This window comes from Hyunsoonleella jejuensis, assembly GCF_900111025.1.
GTDB lineage: Bacteria > Bacteroidota > Bacteroidia > Flavobacteriales > Flavobacteriaceae > Jejuia > Jejuia jejuensis.
The window spans coordinates 1-18725 of record NZ_FOFN01000001.1; the positions used below are offsets into that span (position 1 = coordinate 1).

General features: G+C 32.8%; 21 protein-coding genes. 16 read left to right on the plus strand and 5 right to left on the minus strand.

What is annotated here, in order from left to right; translation table 11 throughout:
• Positions 1-365 precede the first annotated feature (365 nt).
• From BMY39_RS00005 to ppgK, 16 genes are all read left to right on the plus strand, one after another.
• Positions 366-605 carry a ribbon-helix-helix domain-containing protein gene (locus BMY39_RS00005; RefSeq protein WP_092573847.1) on the plus strand — a complete coding sequence of 80 codons (240 nt, stop codon included), beginning with the start codon at positions 366-368 and terminating at the stop codon, positions 603-605.
• Positions 598-885 (plus strand): type II toxin-antitoxin system RelE/ParE family toxin, encoded by a 288-nt coding sequence (locus tag BMY39_RS00010; RefSeq protein WP_092573851.1) that lies wholly within the window; start codon positions 598-600, stop codon positions 883-885. The genes BMY39_RS00005 and BMY39_RS00010 overlap by 8 nt, the downstream gene beginning before the upstream one ends.
• A gap of 178 nt (positions 886-1063) precedes the next feature.
• Positions 1064-1822 carry a DUF6090 family protein gene (locus BMY39_RS00015; RefSeq protein WP_092573854.1) on the plus strand — a complete coding sequence of 253 codons (759 nt, stop codon included), beginning with the start codon at positions 1064-1066 and terminating at the stop codon, positions 1820-1822.
• 321 nt (positions 1823-2143) lie between these two features.
• Positions 2144-3361: a threonine aldolase family protein gene (locus BMY39_RS00020; protein WP_092573856.1), complete on the plus strand. Its 1218-nt coding sequence runs from the start codon at positions 2144-2146 to the stop codon at positions 3359-3361.
• A gap of 80 nt (positions 3362-3441) precedes the next feature.
• Complete coding sequence (locus BMY39_RS00025) at positions 3442-4218, plus strand: hypothetical protein (RefSeq protein WP_092573858.1); 777 nt, start codon at positions 3442-3444, stop codon at positions 4216-4218.
• A 187-nt stretch (positions 4219-4405) separates the two neighbouring features.
• Positions 4406-4861: a nuclear transport factor 2 family protein gene (locus BMY39_RS00030; protein WP_092573862.1), complete on the plus strand. Its 456-nt coding sequence runs from the start codon at positions 4406-4408 to the stop codon at positions 4859-4861.
• Positions 4862-5004: 143 nt separating this feature from the next.
• Positions 5005-5751 (plus strand): hypothetical protein, encoded by a 747-nt coding sequence (locus BMY39_RS00035; RefSeq protein WP_092573867.1) that lies wholly within the window; start codon positions 5005-5007, stop codon positions 5749-5751.
• Positions 5752-5769: 18 nt separating this feature from the next.
• Positions 5770-6255, plus strand: coding sequence for a hypothetical protein (locus BMY39_RS00040; RefSeq protein ID WP_092573869.1), 486 nt, complete (start codon positions 5770-5772; stop codon positions 6253-6255).
• Between the two features lie 82 nt (positions 6256-6337).
• Positions 6338-7276, plus strand: coding sequence for an NAD-dependent epimerase/dehydratase family protein (locus tag BMY39_RS00045; protein ID WP_092573871.1), 939 nt, complete (start codon positions 6338-6340; stop codon positions 7274-7276).
• A 167-nt stretch (positions 7277-7443) separates the two neighbouring features.
• Positions 7444-8937, plus strand: a complete 1494-nt coding sequence (locus tag BMY39_RS00050; RefSeq protein ID WP_092573873.1) for a YfcC family protein — start codon at positions 7444-7446, stop codon at positions 8935-8937.
• 94 nt (positions 8938-9031) lie between these two features.
• On the plus strand, positions 9032-9772 hold the full coding sequence (locus BMY39_RS00055; protein ID WP_092573875.1) for a DUF3667 domain-containing protein: 741 nt from the start codon (positions 9032-9034) through the stop codon (positions 9770-9772).
• Between the two features lie 178 nt (positions 9773-9950).
• The gene (locus tag BMY39_RS00060; RefSeq protein WP_143064722.1) at positions 9951-10715 is read left to right on the plus strand and encodes a DUF6090 family protein; all 765 of its coding nucleotides are present in this window, start codon (positions 9951-9953) and stop codon (positions 10713-10715) included.
• Between the two features lie 30 nt (positions 10716-10745).
• A complete protein-coding gene (locus BMY39_RS00065; protein WP_092573878.1) occupies positions 10746-11492 on the plus strand; it encodes a DUF6090 family protein in 747 nt (248 codons plus the stop codon).
• Positions 11493-11547: 55 nt separating this feature from the next.
• Complete coding sequence (locus tag BMY39_RS00070) at positions 11548-12201, plus strand: hypothetical protein (protein WP_092573880.1); 654 nt, start codon at positions 11548-11550, stop codon at positions 12199-12201.
• A gap of 71 nt (positions 12202-12272) precedes the next feature.
• Positions 12273-12869 carry a hypothetical protein gene (locus tag BMY39_RS00075; RefSeq protein WP_092573882.1) on the plus strand — a complete coding sequence of 199 codons (597 nt, stop codon included), beginning with the start codon at positions 12273-12275 and terminating at the stop codon, positions 12867-12869.
• Between the two features lie 172 nt (positions 12870-13041).
• Positions 13042-13776: a polyphosphate--glucose phosphotransferase gene (gene ppgK / locus BMY39_RS00080; protein ID WP_092573884.1), complete on the plus strand. Its 735-nt coding sequence runs from the start codon at positions 13042-13044 to the stop codon at positions 13774-13776.
• A 52-nt stretch (positions 13777-13828) separates the two neighbouring features.
• Here ppgK and argH read toward each other — a convergent pair whose 3' ends face one another.
• Genes argH through proB form a run of 5 tightly spaced genes read right to left on the minus strand, consistent with a single transcriptional unit; the run spans position 13829 to position 18725 of the window.
• Positions 13829-15103 (minus strand): argininosuccinate lyase, encoded by a 1275-nt coding sequence (gene argH / locus BMY39_RS00085; RefSeq protein WP_092573886.1) that lies wholly within the window; start codon positions 15101-15103, stop codon positions 13829-13831.
• Positions 15104-15139: 36 nt separating this feature from the next.
• The gene (locus BMY39_RS00090; protein ID WP_092573888.1) at positions 15140-16204 is read right to left on the minus strand and encodes a M20 family metallo-hydrolase; all 1065 of its coding nucleotides are present in this window, start codon (positions 16202-16204) and stop codon (positions 15140-15142) included.
• Positions 16201-16980, minus strand: a complete 780-nt coding sequence (gene argB / locus BMY39_RS00095) for an acetylglutamate kinase (protein ID WP_092573891.1) — start codon at positions 16978-16980, stop codon at positions 16201-16203. The genes BMY39_RS00090 and argB overlap by 4 nt, the downstream gene beginning before the upstream one ends.
• Positions 16981-17014: 34 nt before the next feature.
• Positions 17015-17953 carry an N-acetylornithine carbamoyltransferase gene (locus tag BMY39_RS00100; protein ID WP_092573893.1) on the minus strand — a complete coding sequence of 313 codons (939 nt, stop codon included), beginning with the start codon at positions 17951-17953 and terminating at the stop codon, positions 17015-17017.
• 7 nt (positions 17954-17960) lie between these two features.
• The gene (gene proB, locus BMY39_RS00105; protein ID WP_092573895.1) at positions 17961-18725 is read right to left on the minus strand and encodes a glutamate 5-kinase; all 765 of its coding nucleotides are present in this window, start codon (positions 18723-18725) and stop codon (positions 17961-17963) included.

Consider the following 18725-nt stretch of genomic DNA (forward strand, 5'->3'; position numbering starts at 1 on the left):
GAGCTACTGACGTTTCAACAACTTGAAATCGAGTTTTTATACTCAAAGAACTGAACGAAATCTTAGTAGTAAAAGAGAGAGGGTTACCAATGTTGTCGAAGTCCAAAGCTTCACCGTGTATACTAACCTTATTTCTCTCTTTTGTTCTTTCTGATTAATAGTCTAATTTATTGAATTGTAAACTTAAGACGTGAATAGCTCATTGCTTCTGAATTTCCTACTCGGAAATTCTTGCGCAATTTGCTATCTTGTTTCCTTAATCGGAAAACCCTACGGATTTTCCGCAACAAGCCATACACGAACACGTTGGCAACAACTTGGAGATGATTCGAATTTGGTGTATATTTACATCAAATAATTAAATTATGGCAAGACAAAGTATATCATTCACCGAGCCAAACGATGAATGGCTAAAAACTCAAGTGGATAAAAAAGAGTATTCAAGTAAGAGTGAATTAATAAATGACTTAATTAGACAAGCCCGAAAACAACAAATTGAAATTAACTGGATTCGCGCTAAATTGGAGAAAGCCGAAAATAGCGGGTTTACAAGTGAAAGTAAAAATGAAATTTTAGCTCAATCAAAGTCTTTACTTAATGACTAAATATAGATTAAGCAATGAAGCTAAAAATGACTTGATACGGATTCATCATTACGGTGTGAAAAAATTTGGAATGACTCAAGCGGACAAATACTTTGAATCATTTTTTAAATATTTTGAAATTATTGTACAAAGACCCTTTTCATTTGAATTGGTTGACTATATTAAAAAAGACTACAGACGTTGTGTTTGTGGAGTTGATAGCATTTATTTTAAAGTAAATGAGGATATTGTAGAAATAATGGCAATTGTCGGCAGGCAAGATTTGAATGAAAAACTATAATCTGAATTAAAAAAAACTGTTGCCTACAATTGCTATAAGTAATTGCTTGTTCTCGCCTACTTCTGAAAATCCTCGCCAATTTTCTATTCGGTTTGTATTTGCTAAATTAGTTGCTGAAACACGCAACGACGTCATACACAAATCCGTTGTGCTTCATTATTTAACCAATCATTACTACATGATAAAGTTCTTTAGAAAAATTAGACACGACTTACTTTCAGAAGGAAAAACTGGAAAGTATTTAAAATATGCTCTTGGAGAAATTATCCTTGTGGTTATTGGAATATTAATTGCCCTACAGTTAAATAATTATAATGAAACTTTAAAACAAAATAGCTTAGAGATAAACGCAATTAATAATTTAAAGTTGGATTTTAAATACAACAAATCACAACTTAGTAATTCAATTGAGGAACTTAATGAAATTATAAATGCTTGTTTTGAAATACTCAACCAAACTGGCAATAAATATCAAGATGGCTTTAAAATAGATAGTTTATTACAGCTTGCACCTAGCATTCCGCAATACTTTCCACAAAATGGGTTTTTAATGGATTTGATTAATTCAGGAAAACTTGGAATTATTGAAAATGATATTTTAAGGAATAAACTTTCCTCTTGGTTGCCAACTTTAGAGACTTTGAAAAATAGGGAGGACCAATCAACTGTTTATGATAATGACCTTATTCGGTTTATAATTAAAAATGGTAGTTGGTTAAATTCTGATCAAATGTCTTCTGATAAAGAAATAACTGCCTTAAAATTTCCAAAGTCTGGATTTGAAATAGACAATAATAATTTACTTCAGAGTATTGAATTCGAAAATATGATAGAAAATCAAATTGTATTTCATTCACAACTACAATCTAAACACAAAGAATGTTTAAAACTTGCTGTAGAGATAATAGAACTTTTAGAAACCGAAAACAACAAATAATAAAAGCATATTAATCGCAATAAGTAATCCCTTAATTTCACCTACTTCTTTTAATTAATTTAGCTACTTTTAGTCGACACCTCTTGCACCTCGTTACCTACAGCGTTTTTACAAAATCTCCCGTTGCACTAATAACATCCCAAAACCCGCTGTGAGTTGTATTCCAAGTATTTTCACTGTATATTTACAAGAGTCCAAGGAAAATCTTCACAAAACTACCCACAACAGCCTGCATAACGGATAGCGAGAACAATAGCTTTAGGTGGACAGGACCCATTTGCGCTATGTACAAAACTGGTAGACAATATTTAAAAACAATAGATGAAAAAAGTAATAGATAAAGAAGAAGGAAATAATAGAAGAGATTTTCTTAAAAAATGTAGTCTTTCAACTGTTCCATTTTTGCTTCCAACAGTTGGCTTAAATGCAATGTCTTGGTCTGAAAACAAGACACTTGATTCAGTAAATAATCCAGAAGTAGCGGTCAACTTTATTTATGATGGTCTTAACCTATCACCACGACAGTATTTAAAAAAACTTACTGAAATTGATGAGAGGGAAAGTCTTGAACCTGACTTTTATGGAAATGGCGGCACTACCAGAGCTCTTGAAGAAAAATTTGCGAAATTAACAGGAAAGGGAAAAGCTATCTATTTACCAACTGGGACAATGGCAAATCAATTAGCAATAAAGTTATTGAATGGAAATAACACCAAGGTAATTGTACCTGAAAACTCTCATATTTTTCGAGATGAGGCTGATGCCTCTCAAAGTGTTCATAGTTTAAGATTAGTTCCTATTGGCAAAGACAAATCTTATTTTCAATTGGACGATTTAGTAAGTACTGTAAAATACATCGATGAAAATGAGGTGTTTCGTAGTGGGCTAGGTACAGTTGTAGTTGAAAATCCCATAAGGCGTGCCAATGGAACAGCAATACCTATCGCTACCCTCAAAGAGATAAGGGCCTATTGCAAAAACAATGGCTATAAAATGCATTTAGATGGTGCTCGTATCCATTTAGCATCAGCATTTACAAATGTTTCAGTTGAAGAATATGCTTCTTATTTTGATACAGTGTATGTATCCTTATACAAATATCTAAACGCAAATGGAGGAGCAATGCTTTGTGGTGATGCGGAAATAATTGATCAAATTTCTCATCAAAGGAAAATACTTGGGGGAAATATGTTTCAGAATTGGAATAACACGGCTATTGCGTTACATTATTTAGACGGGATAACCGAACGATTACACCAAGTAGTTGTTACAGCCAAAATATTAATTATTGAACTTAATAAGATAGACGGAATTACCATAAGCCCTACAAAGAATGGAACTAATATTTATACCCTTAATTTAGCTGACAACATCAACTCAAAAGAACTAGCGGAAAAATTATTTGAAGAACATAATATTCTAATACGTCCTAGTGAAAATGGTATGCTGCGATTTGCAGTAAATGAGAGCTTGCTTACTAGAGACGTGCAGGAAATTATTAATGCTTGGAAAACAGCTGTTAATCATTTGCGTAAATAAAAAACACTGCTCATAGATCTGCCTACACCATTAAAACGGCTCATATACCAAACCGTTGTAACCAATTAAAAAATAATAATATGAAAACTAGAATCATATTTGAAATTGGGTTTGTAATATTAATCTTTTGCGTTTTTTCATTTTCTAGTATAGAGGATGAGAAAACCACTCCCTCATCAAGAATAGAGACATTTACATTCTCCTCCAATGGGACAAACACAAAAGGTAAAATTTATTTGCCCGACTCATTTGCAACTCATAAAGATTTGCCGGCTATCTATTTAATAGATTTTACAGAACAACATTTTAAACTTGCAACCGACGAATTTGAAATGGTCGTTGCTGGCGTTAAGCAAATTGAGGGGTTTGACGCATTGGTGGTAAGTTTAGAAAATATACCTGATATCGATGCTGAACCAGAAATATTTCAAGACCAATATGAAGTTTATAAAAATATGACATCATTTGTTGACACCAATTACACCACCAATTCTACGAGAACATTTATCGGTAGAGGTAGTGAAGGAGGCTTGGTACTAATGGCCCTTTTTATTGAAAATAAGGAAACTGCCGTATTTGAGAACTTCATAGTCACAGACCCTTCGCCCAATTATGCCTCTGCGATAATAGAATTAATTGAAAAAGATACCATTTCAATAAATCAATTGGGAAAAAAATTGCATTATTCATTTTCCACAAGTAATGATCGTGCAAAATGCACCAAACTGATAGATTTGATTAAGGACTCCAATTATAAATGGTTGCATTTTGAATCTAAAGAATATACGAATAGCAATTACGAAAACACTTATCCAATCGCTTATGCTGAAGGAATAAAATATGTTTTTAATAAATAAATTCAGAAAAACTGGCTGCAACAAGAATGAAAAATAACATCCCGAAGCACGCTGTGAGTTGTATTCCAAGTATTTTCACATTATATTTACAAGACTCCACGAGAACTCTACACTAAAGGACGCGTAGTTAGTTGGACCGCAACACTGCGACAGCAGACGTTATTCTGGTATTTAAAAAACTTTAAAAATGAAAAAAATTAGTCTTACAATTTTCATCTTTGTATTACCAATATTACAGATGTTAGCGCAAGAGCGTTGTTTAACTACTGAAAACCTAAAAAAACTAGACGCTTCTTGGGAAAAGGCTCAGTTAGAATTAGACTTTGATACTCTCGATTCTTTGTTAGCTGAAGATTTTATATGGGTTCATAATCATGCGAATACAATAGACAATAAAACGGCTGTTTTAGAAAGAGTTAATCGATATTTAAAAAGCAATAATCGAAACACTAAATCAAGAATTTCTAAAGATGTTAAAGTAATTATTTTGGGAGCTACTGGTATTGTTTCTGGTTATACTGTTGTGGATAGAGGGCCCGTACCCACCACCTATAAATTTATGAGAACTTACGTAGAAACAAATGGAAAATGCTATCTTCTGGCTAACCAGACTATGGCAATTCCTGAAAATGAAAAAGATTAATAAAATGACAACTCAAGACAGTTTATAATTAATTACTGGTTCTCGCCTGCTCCTGAAAACTCTTGCGGTTTTTCTATTAGGTTTGTATTTACTAAAGTGAAAACTAATGGCCAACATAAAAAACAATTTCAATAAAGCATTTTTTGTTAATTGTTATTTTAACAAGTATCACAGGGTTTTGGAATATCTATTTTCGTCCAGATTCAGATCCGACTTTTTATCAAAACTTACATGTTCTGACTACTTTTATTTGGCTTGGACTACTCTTAACACAATTAGTTTTTATTGATTCAAAACATTATTCTGCACACAAAAGCTTAGGTAAATCCATCTTTGTTGTTGGACCTATTCTTATTGCAACATTACTATTGTTATCTGTTCACTCCGCATCAAAATCGGCCGCGCGAGGTGAAGCTGATATGCTGGTAATACAAAATATTTTTCCTGCAATAGAAGTCGCTTTGCTTATTTTGTTAGGGTTTCTTTTTCGAAACAACAGACTGCTACACGGACATTTTCTAATGAGTACATCTCTCTTGTTTTTTGGAATAGCCCTATTTTTTACTTTAATTAGTTTTATACCAGGATATATAATTGAAGGCCCAGAAACGTTTTATCGTTTTGAAAGGGCAGGCATTACCGCAACTTACATAAGTGTTGCCTTGGGACTTATATTATTTCTTATCCAATGGAGGTCAGGGTGGCCATGGCTTTTGGTATGTATTTTATTTTTTATAAATGGTTTCATAGGTAGATTAATTGAAGAAGCTAATCAAATGGTTTATTTAACCCAATTTATCGGTTCAATAAATGAACTTGCAACTTTTTTGATTACATTGGTAATGATGTTAGTAGTACTAATCTTTTCATTATGGAAAAGAAAAGTTTAAACATCTAAATAAACATATATGGAATATAATCCAACTGCATATTATACAATCGCTCAAATAGCAATTACGCTAACAGGATTTATAGCAGTTCTGGTAGCAATTCAGCACGAAGACAATAAATTTTCAAGACTTGCAGTCGTAACAATTTTTGGCACTACTGGTGGCGCATTAATATTTGCATTCGTACCTGATTTATTATTAAATATTGTAAAAGATAACACTGCATGGCGTATCGCATGTGGCACATTTGGTCTATATCATTTAGCATTAATTTTTAATCATCAAATCCGGCAATTACAGTTTAGAAAGAATACTCCTACTCAATTACTAATTGTAATCTTGTCAATTTTTCCAGTAATTTTCCTCAAGATTGCTGTTGGATTTGGTTTTTTCTTAAATCACGCTAATGAAATATTTTTACTTGGATTAGTATGGTGCATTTTTATTCCATTGTACTTATTCTCTTTAATAATATTGGCTTATACAAAACAAAAAACAGATTAAACAATTATGCTAACGTCCTTTATAAATACCTACTTTGGCAAGTGTTTATTTTGAAACACATAACTAATTAAAACTAAAAAACATGAAAACAGTTGGTATTATTGGAGGCTCGGGCTTTATTGGAAGCCATACTACAAAAAAATTTTTAGAGGAAGGGTTTAAGGTCAAAGTATCAGCCACCGACATTTCCAAAACAGAAAAATATAGCCATTTAAAAGCATTACCAAATGCAGAAAACCTTAAAATTCTTCCGTTAAAAGTTGAAAATAAACCTCAACTAAAAGCATTCGTTAAAGGCTGTAACATCCTTGTTCACGGAGGAACTCCATTTCAGCTAGATGTACAAAATCCTAAAACAGAATTATTTGATCCTACCATTAAAGGAACAGAAAATTTTCTTGATGTAATTTCGGAAACGTCTGGAATTGAAAAGGTGGTTTTTATTGCTTCGGTAGCATCATATAACACGAATTTCCCAATGCTTCCTGATGGAAAGGATGTTAACGATGTAATTGATGAATCTGACCAGCCATTTATGAGCGAAGAAAGCCATCCTTATGCCCAAGCTAAGTTTATTGCAAATCAAGTAGTGGAAAAATTTATAAAAGAACATCCAAATGTTGATTTTGAAATTACTAGTGTATCACCAGTTGCTGTAATGGGTAAATCGCTTTCGCAAAGAGAGGACTCAACCTCGTCTGGTTTACAATTCCTTTTCAAAAATAAAATAGCACCAAATCCGTTTGTTCAAATGTTATATGATACAGATGTAGAATTTGCAATAGTAGATGTAAAAGATGTTGCCGACGGCATTTATAGTTCGGGTACAAAAACAGGATTGCACGGAAAAAATTATTTATTGAGTAGTGAAAGCTGGAAAGTTTCAGACATTTCAAAAATGTTGAATAATGAAATGCCGAACGGCAATGCCAAAGTTGTCTACAAAAACGACAATGCAAAAAAAGATTTGGGAATTAAATTCAATTCAGCAGAAATTCCATTGAAAGCATTTGGAAATTAAAGGCCTAAGCCAAATAATGAGAGTAGTTCATAACAGTCGAATTTCTTATCGAAATTCCAAGCTTTTTTTACTAAATTTTATATTATCAAAGAATGTTACTAACGTACCACGCACAAGGACACCTTAGCCAATTTTCTGAAATGTAATACCCTAGAATAAATAAAGGAATGAGAAAACTAAAATTTCCAACCGCCCAAACCATTTTAATCTTTATTGCGATAGTAGTTACCTTATTAACTTGGTTAGTTCCAGCAGGAAAATATGATACTTTGGTATACAATACTGAAAGTGAGACGTTTTTTAAAACTAGCTTAGAAAAGCGTATAGAATTACCTGCAACACAAGAGACTCTAGATAACCTTGCAATTAAAATCCCCGTTAAAAAATTTATAAACGGTGATATTTATAAACCTATCGCCATTCCAAACACCTACAAAAAATTGGAACCAAGACCCCAAGGCCTTGCCGAATTAGCAAAAGCGCCAATTAAAGGAATAATTGCAGCTTCCGATATTATTTTTTTAATTCTAATTATTGGAGGCTTAATAGGTATAATGAATCTCACTGGCGCCTTTGATGCTGGAATTTCTTGGATGTCAAAAATACTTCAAGGCAGAGAGTATATTCTAATTATTTTGGTAACTACACTTATTGCTGCTGGAGGCACAACCTTTGGACTAGCAGAAGAAACCATGGCCTTCTATCCTATTCTAATTCCTGTATTTATAGCTGCGAAATACGATGCAATGGTAGGACTTGCTTGTATATTTCTTGGTTCAGGTATTGGGTCAATGTGTTCTACTATAAATCCGTTTTCCACAATTATTGCTTCGGATGCAGCTGGGATACATTGGACAACAGGACTCGAAAATCGATTGATAATGTTATGCATTTGTTTGGTTATTACTATCCTTTACATTCTTCGCTATGCAAAACGTGTTAAAGAAGATCCATCAAAATCCCTCATTTATGATCAAAAGGAAGCATTAGAAGCGCTTTTTGGATTAAAAACGGTGAGTACAACCACAATATTCACAAATAGGCTGAGGCTTATTATCGTTGTTTTTTCATTATGCTTTGTGGTTATGATTATTGGTGTGTCATTTTTAGATTGGTGGTTTGTAGAAATGACAGCCACATTTCTTGTTGGCGCTATTGTAATAGGCTTTATCGCAAGAATTAAGGAAAGTGTTTTTGTGGAAGAGTTTGCAAAGGGTGCTGCTACTTTGCTTAGTGTAGCTTTTATCGTAGGTATTGCTAGAGGTATAACAATTTTAATGGAAGATGGACTTATTAGCGATACTATTCTATATCATGCAAGTTCAATAACCGAAGGTATGAACAAAGGTGTTTTTGCAAACTTTATGCTCTTTATTTACGGCGGTTTATCTTTTTTCATGCCATCATCTTCAGGGATGGCAGTATTAACAATGCCAATTATGTCGCCATTGGCTGATACCGTTAATATAGGCAGAGAAACTATCGTAGACACTTATCAATACGGTATGGGGTTATTTTACCTTATAAATCCTACTAGTTTAATATTAGCGGCATTGGCAATTGTAAAAATAGGGTTTAATAAGTGGTTAAAATTTGTAATGCCACTTCTTTTAATTCTATTAGTAACATTAATGATATTCTTAACAATTTCTGTTTACTAAATTAGTTGCTACAAACACAATTAACCATAGGCAAAACTGTTGCTTTTCATTGCTTAAAGTAAACTTTTACCAGAAACATTAGAACGCATAACAAATGAGATGTTTAAATTGCAATAGCTTAGTTACAGCAAATTTTTGTCCAAATTGCGGACAAAAAACATCAACTAAACGATTTTCGTTTAATCATATTTTTGAGAACGGAGTTTTAAGCGGCATCTTCAACGTTAATCGAAGTTTGTTATACACGTTAAAGGAGCTTTTCACGAGACCTGGTCACAGTATAAGAGACTATATACAAGGAAAGAGAATAAAACATATTAATAGTTTTAGCCTTTTAGTGGTATTAATTGCCATCGAAATTTTAATTCAAAAATTATTCGCCAGTGATAATGAGGTCTTACCTGAAATTCTAGAAGATTCTACGGACTCTTTTAACCAAATAATGATTTCTTATCCACAGCTTATTTATATTATTGTGATAGTTACTATGGCCGTTTCAACTTTTGTGTTATTTAGAAAAAGTAAAACCAATTTTGCAGAAAATATCTTGTTGAACGTATATGTCATGTCTGGTATGATTACTCTAAGTTTCCCTTTTACAATACTAAATTATTGGATACAAGAAGACACCTTTCGTACAATCCTTGATGTTTACTCAATTATAGCTATTGTTTATGTTTTTTGGTTCATTTATCAATTTTTCTCTAAATACAAATACAGAAAAATAACTTTGGTTTTATTTGTTTTAGTTTCAATTGTTATTTCACAATTATTAAAATTCGCTACTTTAATCGGTATAATTGAGATTAAAAAAATTTTGGAGGCCTTTGTTTAATTTGGAATTTGAAACAACGAAATATCAATAATGTATATAAAAATTGCTATTTTGTACTCAACCAATGGTAGTTGCTTTATTTAGGCTTCTGATTTTTTATTTTTTAAAATCCTCGCACATAAACCCGCAACTATGCTTAAACGAGACCTTAAGCTTCGTTATAACCAACCGCCAACCAATGATGAAATTTTTTCGAAAAATTAGACAAAACTTACTTTCAGAAGGAAAAACTGCAAAGTATTTTAAATATGCTATTGGTGAGATAATACTTGTTATGATTGGTATATTATTGGCTTTACAAGTTAATAATTGGAATAATGAAAGACTGGCAGAAAAACAAATGCGTTCATTTCTACATGGAATAATAAATGATTTGAAATCAGATACGTTGCAATTTGAAAATAGAATTCAAATCTTCAACAATCTTAAGGAACATAAAAAGACATTACTTCAATTATCAAATTTTGAGGAAATCGATTCCGATAGCCTTTTTATGATGATACGCCCAAGGATTGCGAATTACGAAATAAATATGACAACTTTTGACAAAATTAAAAGTTTAGATATTACACAAATTTCAGAAAATGACAGTCTCTCTACAACCGTCTATAATTATTACACCGTTTGGACTAATTCTTTAATAAATCTTATGAATTGGGATAATGAAGAATCTAAGGAAGAAGCCTATTACTTTTATTTTAATCATAATCAATTTGAGATTAGCCTGGAGGGATACAATTTTGAAGATTCTAATGAAATTATAAATTTTCAAGAAGAATCAATTAGAAAGGCAAATCTGGTCAAATTATTATCTGAACCAACTGGACGAAATCACTTAAAACGAGATTATACCAGGAAACAGATTATTTTAAATAGACTTGAAAGATTTAAAGATAGAGCAACTAGCCTGATTGCTGACATAGAAAAAGAATTGAATAAATAAATATTCTAACTTTAGAGAAATTCTCGATTAATGATAAAATTCTTTAGAAAAATTAGACAGAACTTACTTACCGAGGGAAAAACTGGAAAGTATTTAAAATATGCTATTGGTGAGATAATACTTGTTATGATTGGTATTCTACTGGCGCTGCAAGTGAATAATTGGAACGAACAAAGAAAAATAGTCCAAAAGGAAATTCAGGTACTGCAAGCATTGAAAGAAGATATTAAATCTAACATAAACAATTTAAATAAAGGAATTGGCGAACTTAATCGAATGAAATCCAATAATATAGAAGTCATTAAGTTTTTTGAACAAAAAACACCTTACAACGAAAGCATGAACCAATATTTTTTTAATTTTTTATCGTTCTGGGATCCTGATTTTTCTTATGCTTCCTTTGAAAATTTAAAAGATCAAGGTGTTGATTTAATTTCGAATGTTGATTTAAGAAAATCTATTATTAATCTATTCGACGTTGATATGGATATTTTAGACATAGCAGATATGGCAAGAATGCATATTTTATTTGAAAATATGGTTATTCCGATACAGAGAAAATACTTTTATAGAGACCATACATCAATGGAGCCATGGTCTACTACGCCTTTTTTGCCGCTTAACTACAATGATATGATACATGATATGGAGTTTTATTCTGTATGTACAGAAATAGCTTACAGGCAAACAAGGTCAATTCAGCTATACAAGGCATTTAATTTAAATGCTGAAAGTCTGGTAAAGGAAATTAATTCTGAAATTAAAAATCTTGAATAACAAACGACTAACACCGTAGAAACCAAATCTACTGTGGTTCACAAATTAGGATAAAATGAATTTTTTAATTTTTGTAATAGTACTACTCATAATTTTGATTACGTTCTTCTCTTTTAATAAGAGGTTTAAAGGAATAAGAAAAAAGTATACTAATGGCATTGATTTCTATTTCACGCTAATTGCTACAATTATTGGTGTATTGTTAGCCTTCTATTTTTCTGATTTGGCAGAAAGAAAAAAAGACAAACAATACGTTATAGATATGCTTGAAATTTCTAAAAGCAATGTTGACCAAAATATTCTAGAAAATAAAAACCTTATTAACCTATACAAACGCGTAGAATTAGATTCTTTAAACGTTGCGATTAATGCTTTAAACTACCCCGTATTTACAGAGCAAATAATCTTCGCAGACCCAAAAATTAATCAATATATTTCTAGGACAACTTACAAATCCCTTTTGTCTAGATTTGAATCTTCAAAAAAAATGAGAAATTTGTTTCATACCTATTCTTTCAATCAAAGTAGCATAGTAGCTGAACAATACAACTTAACGCTAACCAAAATTTCTACTGACTTGAACTTAGAAATCCAGTTGCAAAAGGAAATATTGGATGAAATTGAGGTTGTTAAAAAGAGAGATTCATTGCATATAGTTTTTAGAAATAGAATAGAAGAAATTAATACAAACCCTATAATTAATAAGTAACCTATTAAACCAACTCTAATTTCTACATAACATCGAAACAGAGGTCATTATGAACAAATAAAATGTAAGCCATGATTATTAAAATTCTCTTATTACTTCTAATTGTATTTGCTGTTTTTTTTCTTTTCAAGCTACTAAAAAGAAAAAATGGCGCTGAGCTTTTTAATTTTTTAACTACAACTTTAGCAACGTTATTAGGTGTTTTAATAGCCGTAAGCTTAACAAATTACCAAGAAAAACTTAAAGAGACCGAGGATACTGTTAAACTAATGAAATCCGCGAAACGAACCTTAGACCTAAATTATGAATATGCAAAAGGGACAATACAATATCTTGAATCTCAATACAAGGACTCTTTAAATTCTGAGGTGAAAATAAATAGAGAATTAATTAATAATTCACTTCCCTATCCAGATTTATTCGAACAAATTATTTTAAGCGAAAATTCTTCTAAGAACATCTCTGAGGCTTCTTTATTTAATATGTACAATGTACTTGTTAATCTGCGGAGGCTATCAGGAAAAAATATTGAAAGGAGAACGTATTTAAGAGAGCTAGAGCGATTAAAAACAATAATGCAACTTGAAATTGATTATCAATCTGGAAATTTATCGTATTCAGCATTAGAAAAGAAAATACAAACCATCGTAAAAAAGGATTTGCAATAAAAATTATTGCTGTTTCCTTTACGTTTTATATCACAGCAAATTACATACGTTAATAGTTGGCTGAGTCCTTAGAATTATTTTGGGCAATGCAATACTATAGCTAACCGCATTAGAAAGCAATTTCCTAGAGGTAAAATTAGTTTTAGTACATTTGAAAATACTCATAAAAACCATGAAAGTTTTAGGAATAGATATTGGAGGCTCTGGCATGAAAGGCGGAATTGTTGATTTAGAATCTGGAGAAATGATCACCGAACGTTATAGGATACCAACCCCTGCATCACGAAAACCAAAAGAAATGGCAGAGGTGTTCAGGGATATTGTAAATCACTTTGAGTATAAAGGCCCTATTGGATGTGGTTTCCCAACTATTATAAAACACGGTGTATGCAAGTCGGTCAGCAACCTTAACAAAGGATGGTTAAATTTAGATACACAAAAATTATTTTCAGATGCTTGTGGGCAACCTGTCACTGTTATTAATGACGCCGATGCCGCAGGATATGCGGTAATGAAATATGGTATAGGCAAAAATGAAGACGGCTTGGTGTTAATGATAACCATAGGCACAGGAATAGGAAGTGGCGCTTTTTTTGACGGTGTACTTATTCCTAATTTCGAACTAGGCCAAATACCTTACAAAAAGTATAAAAAAATTGAGCATTATGCTGCAGATTCGGTAAGAAAGAATAAGAATCTTAGTTTCAAGGAATTTGGAAAACGCGTCAATAAATTTTTAGAATTTGTAGATATTTTAGTTTGCCCAGACCTTATTATTTTAGGGGGAGGTGTATCAAAATATTTTGATAAATTCGAAAAGGAAATAAAAATTGAAACCCCCGTAAAACCAGCTATTCTAGGCAATCATGCAGGAATTATTGGTGCAGCTGCCGCTGTATCATTTTAAAACAGTTTGTGTTTTCTTAGTTGTCGTTTGCATTGAAGCTATCCTAAAGGCCCTAATTAGGATATTTATCCCGAATCTTATCTAAGCTCAAATTGTGTATACTTCCCTCATGTGTATGCTGCTTAGACGTGTCAGGAACGTAGGTGCCATCTTGCACTTGGCCACCAATTTTTTGATACGCTTCCCTAAATGACAAACCTTCAACAACGAGCGTGTTTATATTATCTACCGTAAATAGATATTTGTACTTATCATCCTGAATATTTATATCCTTTACGATGACCTGCTGTATTGAGTAATTAAATATATCTAAAATGTCCTTTAACTCTTCAAAAGCGGCAATCATATTTTCTTTTAACAACTGAAAATCCCTGTGATATCCACTCGGTAAATTATTGGTAATTAATACCATTTCAGTTTGAAGTGCTTGTATTTTATTGCACTTGCCACGAATTAATTCAAAAACATCTGGATTCTTTTTATGTGGCATAATGCTACTACCTGTGGTTAATTCATCAGGAAAGGAAATAAAGCCAAAATTCTGACTCATGTACAAACATACATCCATGGCAAATCTAGAAAGCGTATTCGCTAAACTACCTAAGGCTGCTGCAATGGTACGTTCGTTTTTACCACGGCCCATTTGAGCCGCAACCACGTTGTACTTTAAAGTTGAAAACTTCATTTCTTTGGTGGTTAACTCCCTATCGATTGGGAACGAACTGCCATAACCAGCTGCAGAACCTAAAGGGTTCTGATCTACTGTTTTTAAAGCCGCATTTAGTAAATACACATCATCAATCATCAATTCGGCATAAGCTGAAAACCACAATCCGAATGATGATGGCATCGCTACTTGTAAATGCGTATACCCTGGTAAAACTTTGTCCTTATAGGTATCTGCTAAATCTAAAAGTGTATCAAAAAGTGTTTTTGTTTTTGTTTGAATCAACTTTAAATTTTCTTTATAGTACAAATGGCATGCCACTAAAACCTGATCGTTTCTAGAGCGTGCCGTGTGGATTTTTTTACCAACTTCACCCAGAGATTTTGTAAGCTCAAACTCTATTTTAGAATGTACATCCTCAAATTGCGCATCAATTTCAAAGGTGCCTTCTTCAATCTGGGATTCTAGTACATCTAAACCCTCAAGTAATTGTTGTAATTCTTCGGAAGTTAAAATACCGATACTTTGCAACATTTTTGCATGCGCTTTCGATGCTATTACATCGTATTTTGCAATATGGATATCAATCTCTCGGTCGTTCCCAACGGTAAATTGTTCTATTTTCTTGTCTATTGATATGCCTTTATCCCAGAGTTTCATTTTGTAAAACGTTTATTTGTTGATACGTTGATTTGTTTAGACGATAACTCCATTTAACAATTCAACATAAATTTTAATGCCTTCTTCTATCTCATTCAAATATATAAATTCATCTGCTGAATGTGAACGTGTACTATCGCCAGGACCTAATTTTAAACTAGGACAAGACAATACGGCCTGATCTGATAAGGTTGGTGAACCATAGGTAGTTCTTCCCATTGCAATTCCTGCCTTAACTAAATCATGATCCAACGGAATACAGGATGAGTTTAATCGTAAGCTTCTTGGTATAATGCTTGTTACTGGTGCTTCTTTCTGCAAAATATCGGCTACTTCTCTATTACTGTATGCATCATTTACTCTTACGTCTATCACCAAACTTAAATCTGCGGGTACTGCGTTGTGCTGTTTTCCTGCACTAATTTGACTCACAGTTAATTTCACATCTCCTAGAGTTTCAGAACCTCTTTCAAACTTAAAATCCCTGAACCATTGTAAGACATCAATAGATTTATAAATTACATTATCATTGTTGGGATGTGCGGCATGACTAGGTGTTCCCGTAACCACTGCATCAAACACTACCAATCCTTTCTCAGCAACTGCCAAGTTCATTTGAGTGGGTTCTCCAACGATAGCCACATCAATCTTTGGAATTACCGACAGCATACTGTTCAATCCGTTAGGACCACTACTCTCCTCTTCCGCAGAAGCAACAATAACTAAATTATATTTTAAATCGTGATGATTGTAAAAATAAACAAACGTAGCCATTAATGATACCAAACAACCGCCTGCATCATTACTGCCTAAACCGTATAATTTACCATCCTCCACTATGGCACGAAACGGATTTTTAGTATATGCAGAGTTTGGTTTAACCGTATCATGATGTGAATTTAAAAGTAACGTTGGCTTGCTATCATCAAAATGTTTATTTACGGCCCAAACGTTGTTTTTTGTACGTTTAAAATCAATATCATAACGTTGAAACCATTTTTCAATATGAGCTGCAGTAACATCTTCTTCTGAGGAAAATGATTGAGTTTCAATCAAAGTCTTTAAAAGTGAAATGGCATCTTTGGTCAGTTTCTCTATCATAAGTACAAAGTAGTAAACTTTTGATTTTTATCACTAATTATCGTTGGGTTTCCAACAAAAACTCTTGAAACACCAGATTCAATAGCGTGAAAACTATTATCTAGTTTAGGGAGCATGCCATCATGAAAAGCACCTCCATGCTTTAACATTTCGTAGGTGCCATAATCCATATATTCTATAACCGAATTATCGTCTTCTACAGATTTTAGAACACCGTTTTTTTCAAAACAGTAATACAACTCAACACTATATAATTTTGAGAGCGCTATAGCCAATTCTGAGGCAATGGTATCTGCATTTGTATTAAATAATTGCCCTTTTTTATCATGTGTAATGGCGCAAAACACAGGTGTAAAACCTGCTTTAATCAATTTGTTTATAGATTGATGATTCACTTTTTTAACATCACCTACAAAGCCATAATCGATTTCTTTTACTGGGCGCTTTTCAGAATATATACTATTAATATCTGCACCTGTTAACCCAATAGCATCAATATTCAATCCTTGAAGTTGTGCCACAATATTTTTATTTACCAATCCACCATATACCATTGTTATCACCTCTAAGGTATCAGCATCAGTAATACGCCTTCCATTAATCATTTTAGAAGGGACACCTAATTTAGAAGCTATGTAGGTAGCACGTTTTCCACCTCCATGTACTAAAATCTTATTCCCCTTAAGCTTAGAGAAACGTTCTAAAAATAATTTTAGTGCTTCTGCATCTTCGATAACATTACCGCCAATTTTAACGATGGATAATTGTGCTTTCATATTTTGTTTTTAAGACTTTTGTACTACTATTACTCTATAAATTTTCTAATATCTTTTTTAACACCAATTGTGCGGCATAGGTTCTGTTGTTAGCTTGTTCAATAACGATGGAATTATGGCTATCTAATACTGCATCTTCAACTACTACGTTGCGTCTTACTGGCAAACAATGCATAAATTTCGCATCGCCTATTTTATCTTTAGTAATCATCCAATCAGTACCCTTATTTATAACTTTACCGTAAGCGTCGTAAGCACTCCAGTTTTTCGTATAAATAAAATCAGCATCTTTAAATGCCTCTTCTTGATTGTGGTAAATCGGTGTATCACCAGTAATTTCAGGATTTAAATCATAGCCTTCTGGGTTTGCTATCACAAACTCCACATCCATTTTTTGCATTGCTTGTGTAAAGCTATTGGCAACGGCATGCGGTAAAGCCTTAATATGGGGTGCCCAACTCAGCACTACTTTTGGTTTGGCTTTTTGTGAGAATTCCGAAATAGTGAGCGCATCGGTTAAACCCTGTAATGGATGTCCTGTAGCACTTTCCATATTCACAATTGGAACAGAGGCATACTCCATAAAAGCATTCAAAACCTGTTCACTTTCGTCTTTAGCTTTATCGGTTAATGTTGGAAATGCCCTAACCGCAATTATATCGCAATATTGAGATACTACTGCAGCTGCTTCTTTAATATGTTCTGCCGTATTACCATTCATAATAGTACCATCATCAAACTCTAAGCCCCAAGCATCTCCGGATACATTCATTACAATAGGGTTCATTCCTAAATTCAATGCTGCTTTTTGCGTACTTAAACGGGTACGCAAACTGGAATTAAAGAATAATAACCCTATGGTCATATGCTTTCCTAGCGCAACATGCTGCAACGGATTTGCCTTTAACGTTTTGGCGTCTTCAATCCATTTCTTAATATTATCAATATCATGTATGGATGTGTAATGCTTCATTTCTATTTTATTTTATCTTCGTAAACGGTACTTTATGCGCTATAGCATTGAGAATAAAATTATCCTCTAATCCGTTTACAATCCACGTTTCAATATTTGCTTTTTTTGTAACCTCAGCAGCTTCTATTTTAGATTGCATCCCACCACTGCCATGAGAGGATTTAGAACTGACTACTTCCTCTGCTAATTCCTTAAAATCATTTACTTCTTCGATAGTTTTAGGCGAACCACTTTCTATAGATAGCTTAGTGTAAATACCATTTGTATTGGTTGCTATTATAAATAAATCAGCACCCAATAAAGATGCCGTTAAAGCGCCTAATTTATCATTATCACCAAATTTAATTTCATCTGTAGCAACTGTGTCGTTTTCATTAATGATTGGAATGTAATTGTTATTCACCAGAACATTAATAGTATTCATAATATTGCTTCTGCTGTCTTCCTTTTCAAAATCGGAATAGGATAATAAACACTGCGAACTCAACAAGCCATATTCTCTAAAAATCTCTTGATAAATTCTAATTAAATGAGGTTGACCTATGGATGCCAAAGCTTGCTTTACAAATACATCTTGTTGCTTGCTCTCCAATTTCACAAATTGTTTTGCTACTGCAATAGCGCCAGAACTTACAATAATAAACTCACAGGAATCCTGAAGTTTTGCAATTTGATTTGCGATGTCTTCAATCTTGCCTCTGGAAATATTATCGGTTTCCTTGGTTAAGGTATTAGAACCTACTTTTAATAATATGCGTTTTTTCTTCTGCAT

Bases quoted from the DNA above. Each gene is read 5' to 3' on its own strand.
- BMY39_RS00005 (WP_092573847.1), top strand. From the start codon at position 366: ATGGCAAGACAAAGTATATCATTCACCGAGCCAAACGATGAATGGCTA.
- BMY39_RS00010 (WP_092573851.1), top strand. From the start codon at position 598: ATGACTAAATATAGATTAAGCAATGAAGCTAAAAATGACTTGATACGG.
- BMY39_RS00015 (WP_092573854.1), top strand. From the start codon at position 1,064: ATGATAAAGTTCTTTAGAAAAATTAGACACGACTTACTTTCAGAAGGA.
- BMY39_RS00020 (WP_092573856.1), top strand. From the start codon at position 2,144: ATGAAAAAAGTAATAGATAAAGAAGAAGGAAATAATAGAAGAGATTTT.
- BMY39_RS00025 (WP_092573858.1), top strand. From the start codon at position 3,442: ATGAAAACTAGAATCATATTTGAAATTGGGTTTGTAATATTAATCTTT.
- BMY39_RS00030 (WP_092573862.1), top strand. From the start codon at position 4,406: ATGAAAAAAATTAGTCTTACAATTTTCATCTTTGTATTACCAATATTA.
- BMY39_RS00040 (WP_092573869.1), top strand. From the start codon at position 5,770: ATGGAATATAATCCAACTGCATATTATACAATCGCTCAAATAGCAATT.
- BMY39_RS00045 (WP_092573871.1), top strand. From the start codon at position 6,338: ATGAAAACAGTTGGTATTATTGGAGGCTCGGGCTTTATTGGAAGCCAT.
- BMY39_RS00050 (WP_092573873.1), top strand. From the start codon at position 7,444: ATGAGAAAACTAAAATTTCCAACCGCCCAAACCATTTTAATCTTTATT.
- BMY39_RS00055 (WP_092573875.1), top strand. From the start codon at position 9,032: ATGAGATGTTTAAATTGCAATAGCTTAGTTACAGCAAATTTTTGTCCA.
- BMY39_RS00060 (WP_143064722.1), top strand. From the start codon at position 9,951: ATGATGAAATTTTTTCGAAAAATTAGACAAAACTTACTTTCAGAAGGA.
- BMY39_RS00065 (WP_092573878.1), top strand. From the start codon at position 10,746: ATGATAAAATTCTTTAGAAAAATTAGACAGAACTTACTTACCGAGGGA.
- BMY39_RS00070 (WP_092573880.1), top strand. From the start codon at position 11,548: ATGAATTTTTTAATTTTTGTAATAGTACTACTCATAATTTTGATTACG.
- BMY39_RS00075 (WP_092573882.1), top strand. From the start codon at position 12,273: ATGATTATTAAAATTCTCTTATTACTTCTAATTGTATTTGCTGTTTTT.
- ppgK (WP_092573884.1), top strand. From the start codon at position 13,042: ATGAAAGTTTTAGGAATAGATATTGGAGGCTCTGGCATGAAAGGCGGA.
- argH (WP_092573886.1), bottom strand. From the start codon at position 15,103: ATGAAACTCTGGGATAAAGGCATATCAATAGACAAGAAAATAGAACAA.
- BMY39_RS00090 (WP_092573888.1), bottom strand. From the start codon at position 16,204: ATGATAGAGAAACTGACCAAAGATGCCATTTCACTTTTAAAGACTTTG.
- argB (WP_092573891.1), bottom strand. From the start codon at position 16,980: ATGAAAGCACAATTATCCATCGTTAAAATTGGCGGTAATGTTATCGAA.
- BMY39_RS00100 (WP_092573893.1), bottom strand. From the start codon at position 17,953: ATGAAGCATTACACATCCATACATGATATTGATAATATTAAGAAATGG.
- proB (WP_092573895.1), bottom strand. From the start codon at position 18,725: ATGCAGAAGAAAAAACGCATATTATTAAAAGTAGGTTCTAATACCTTA.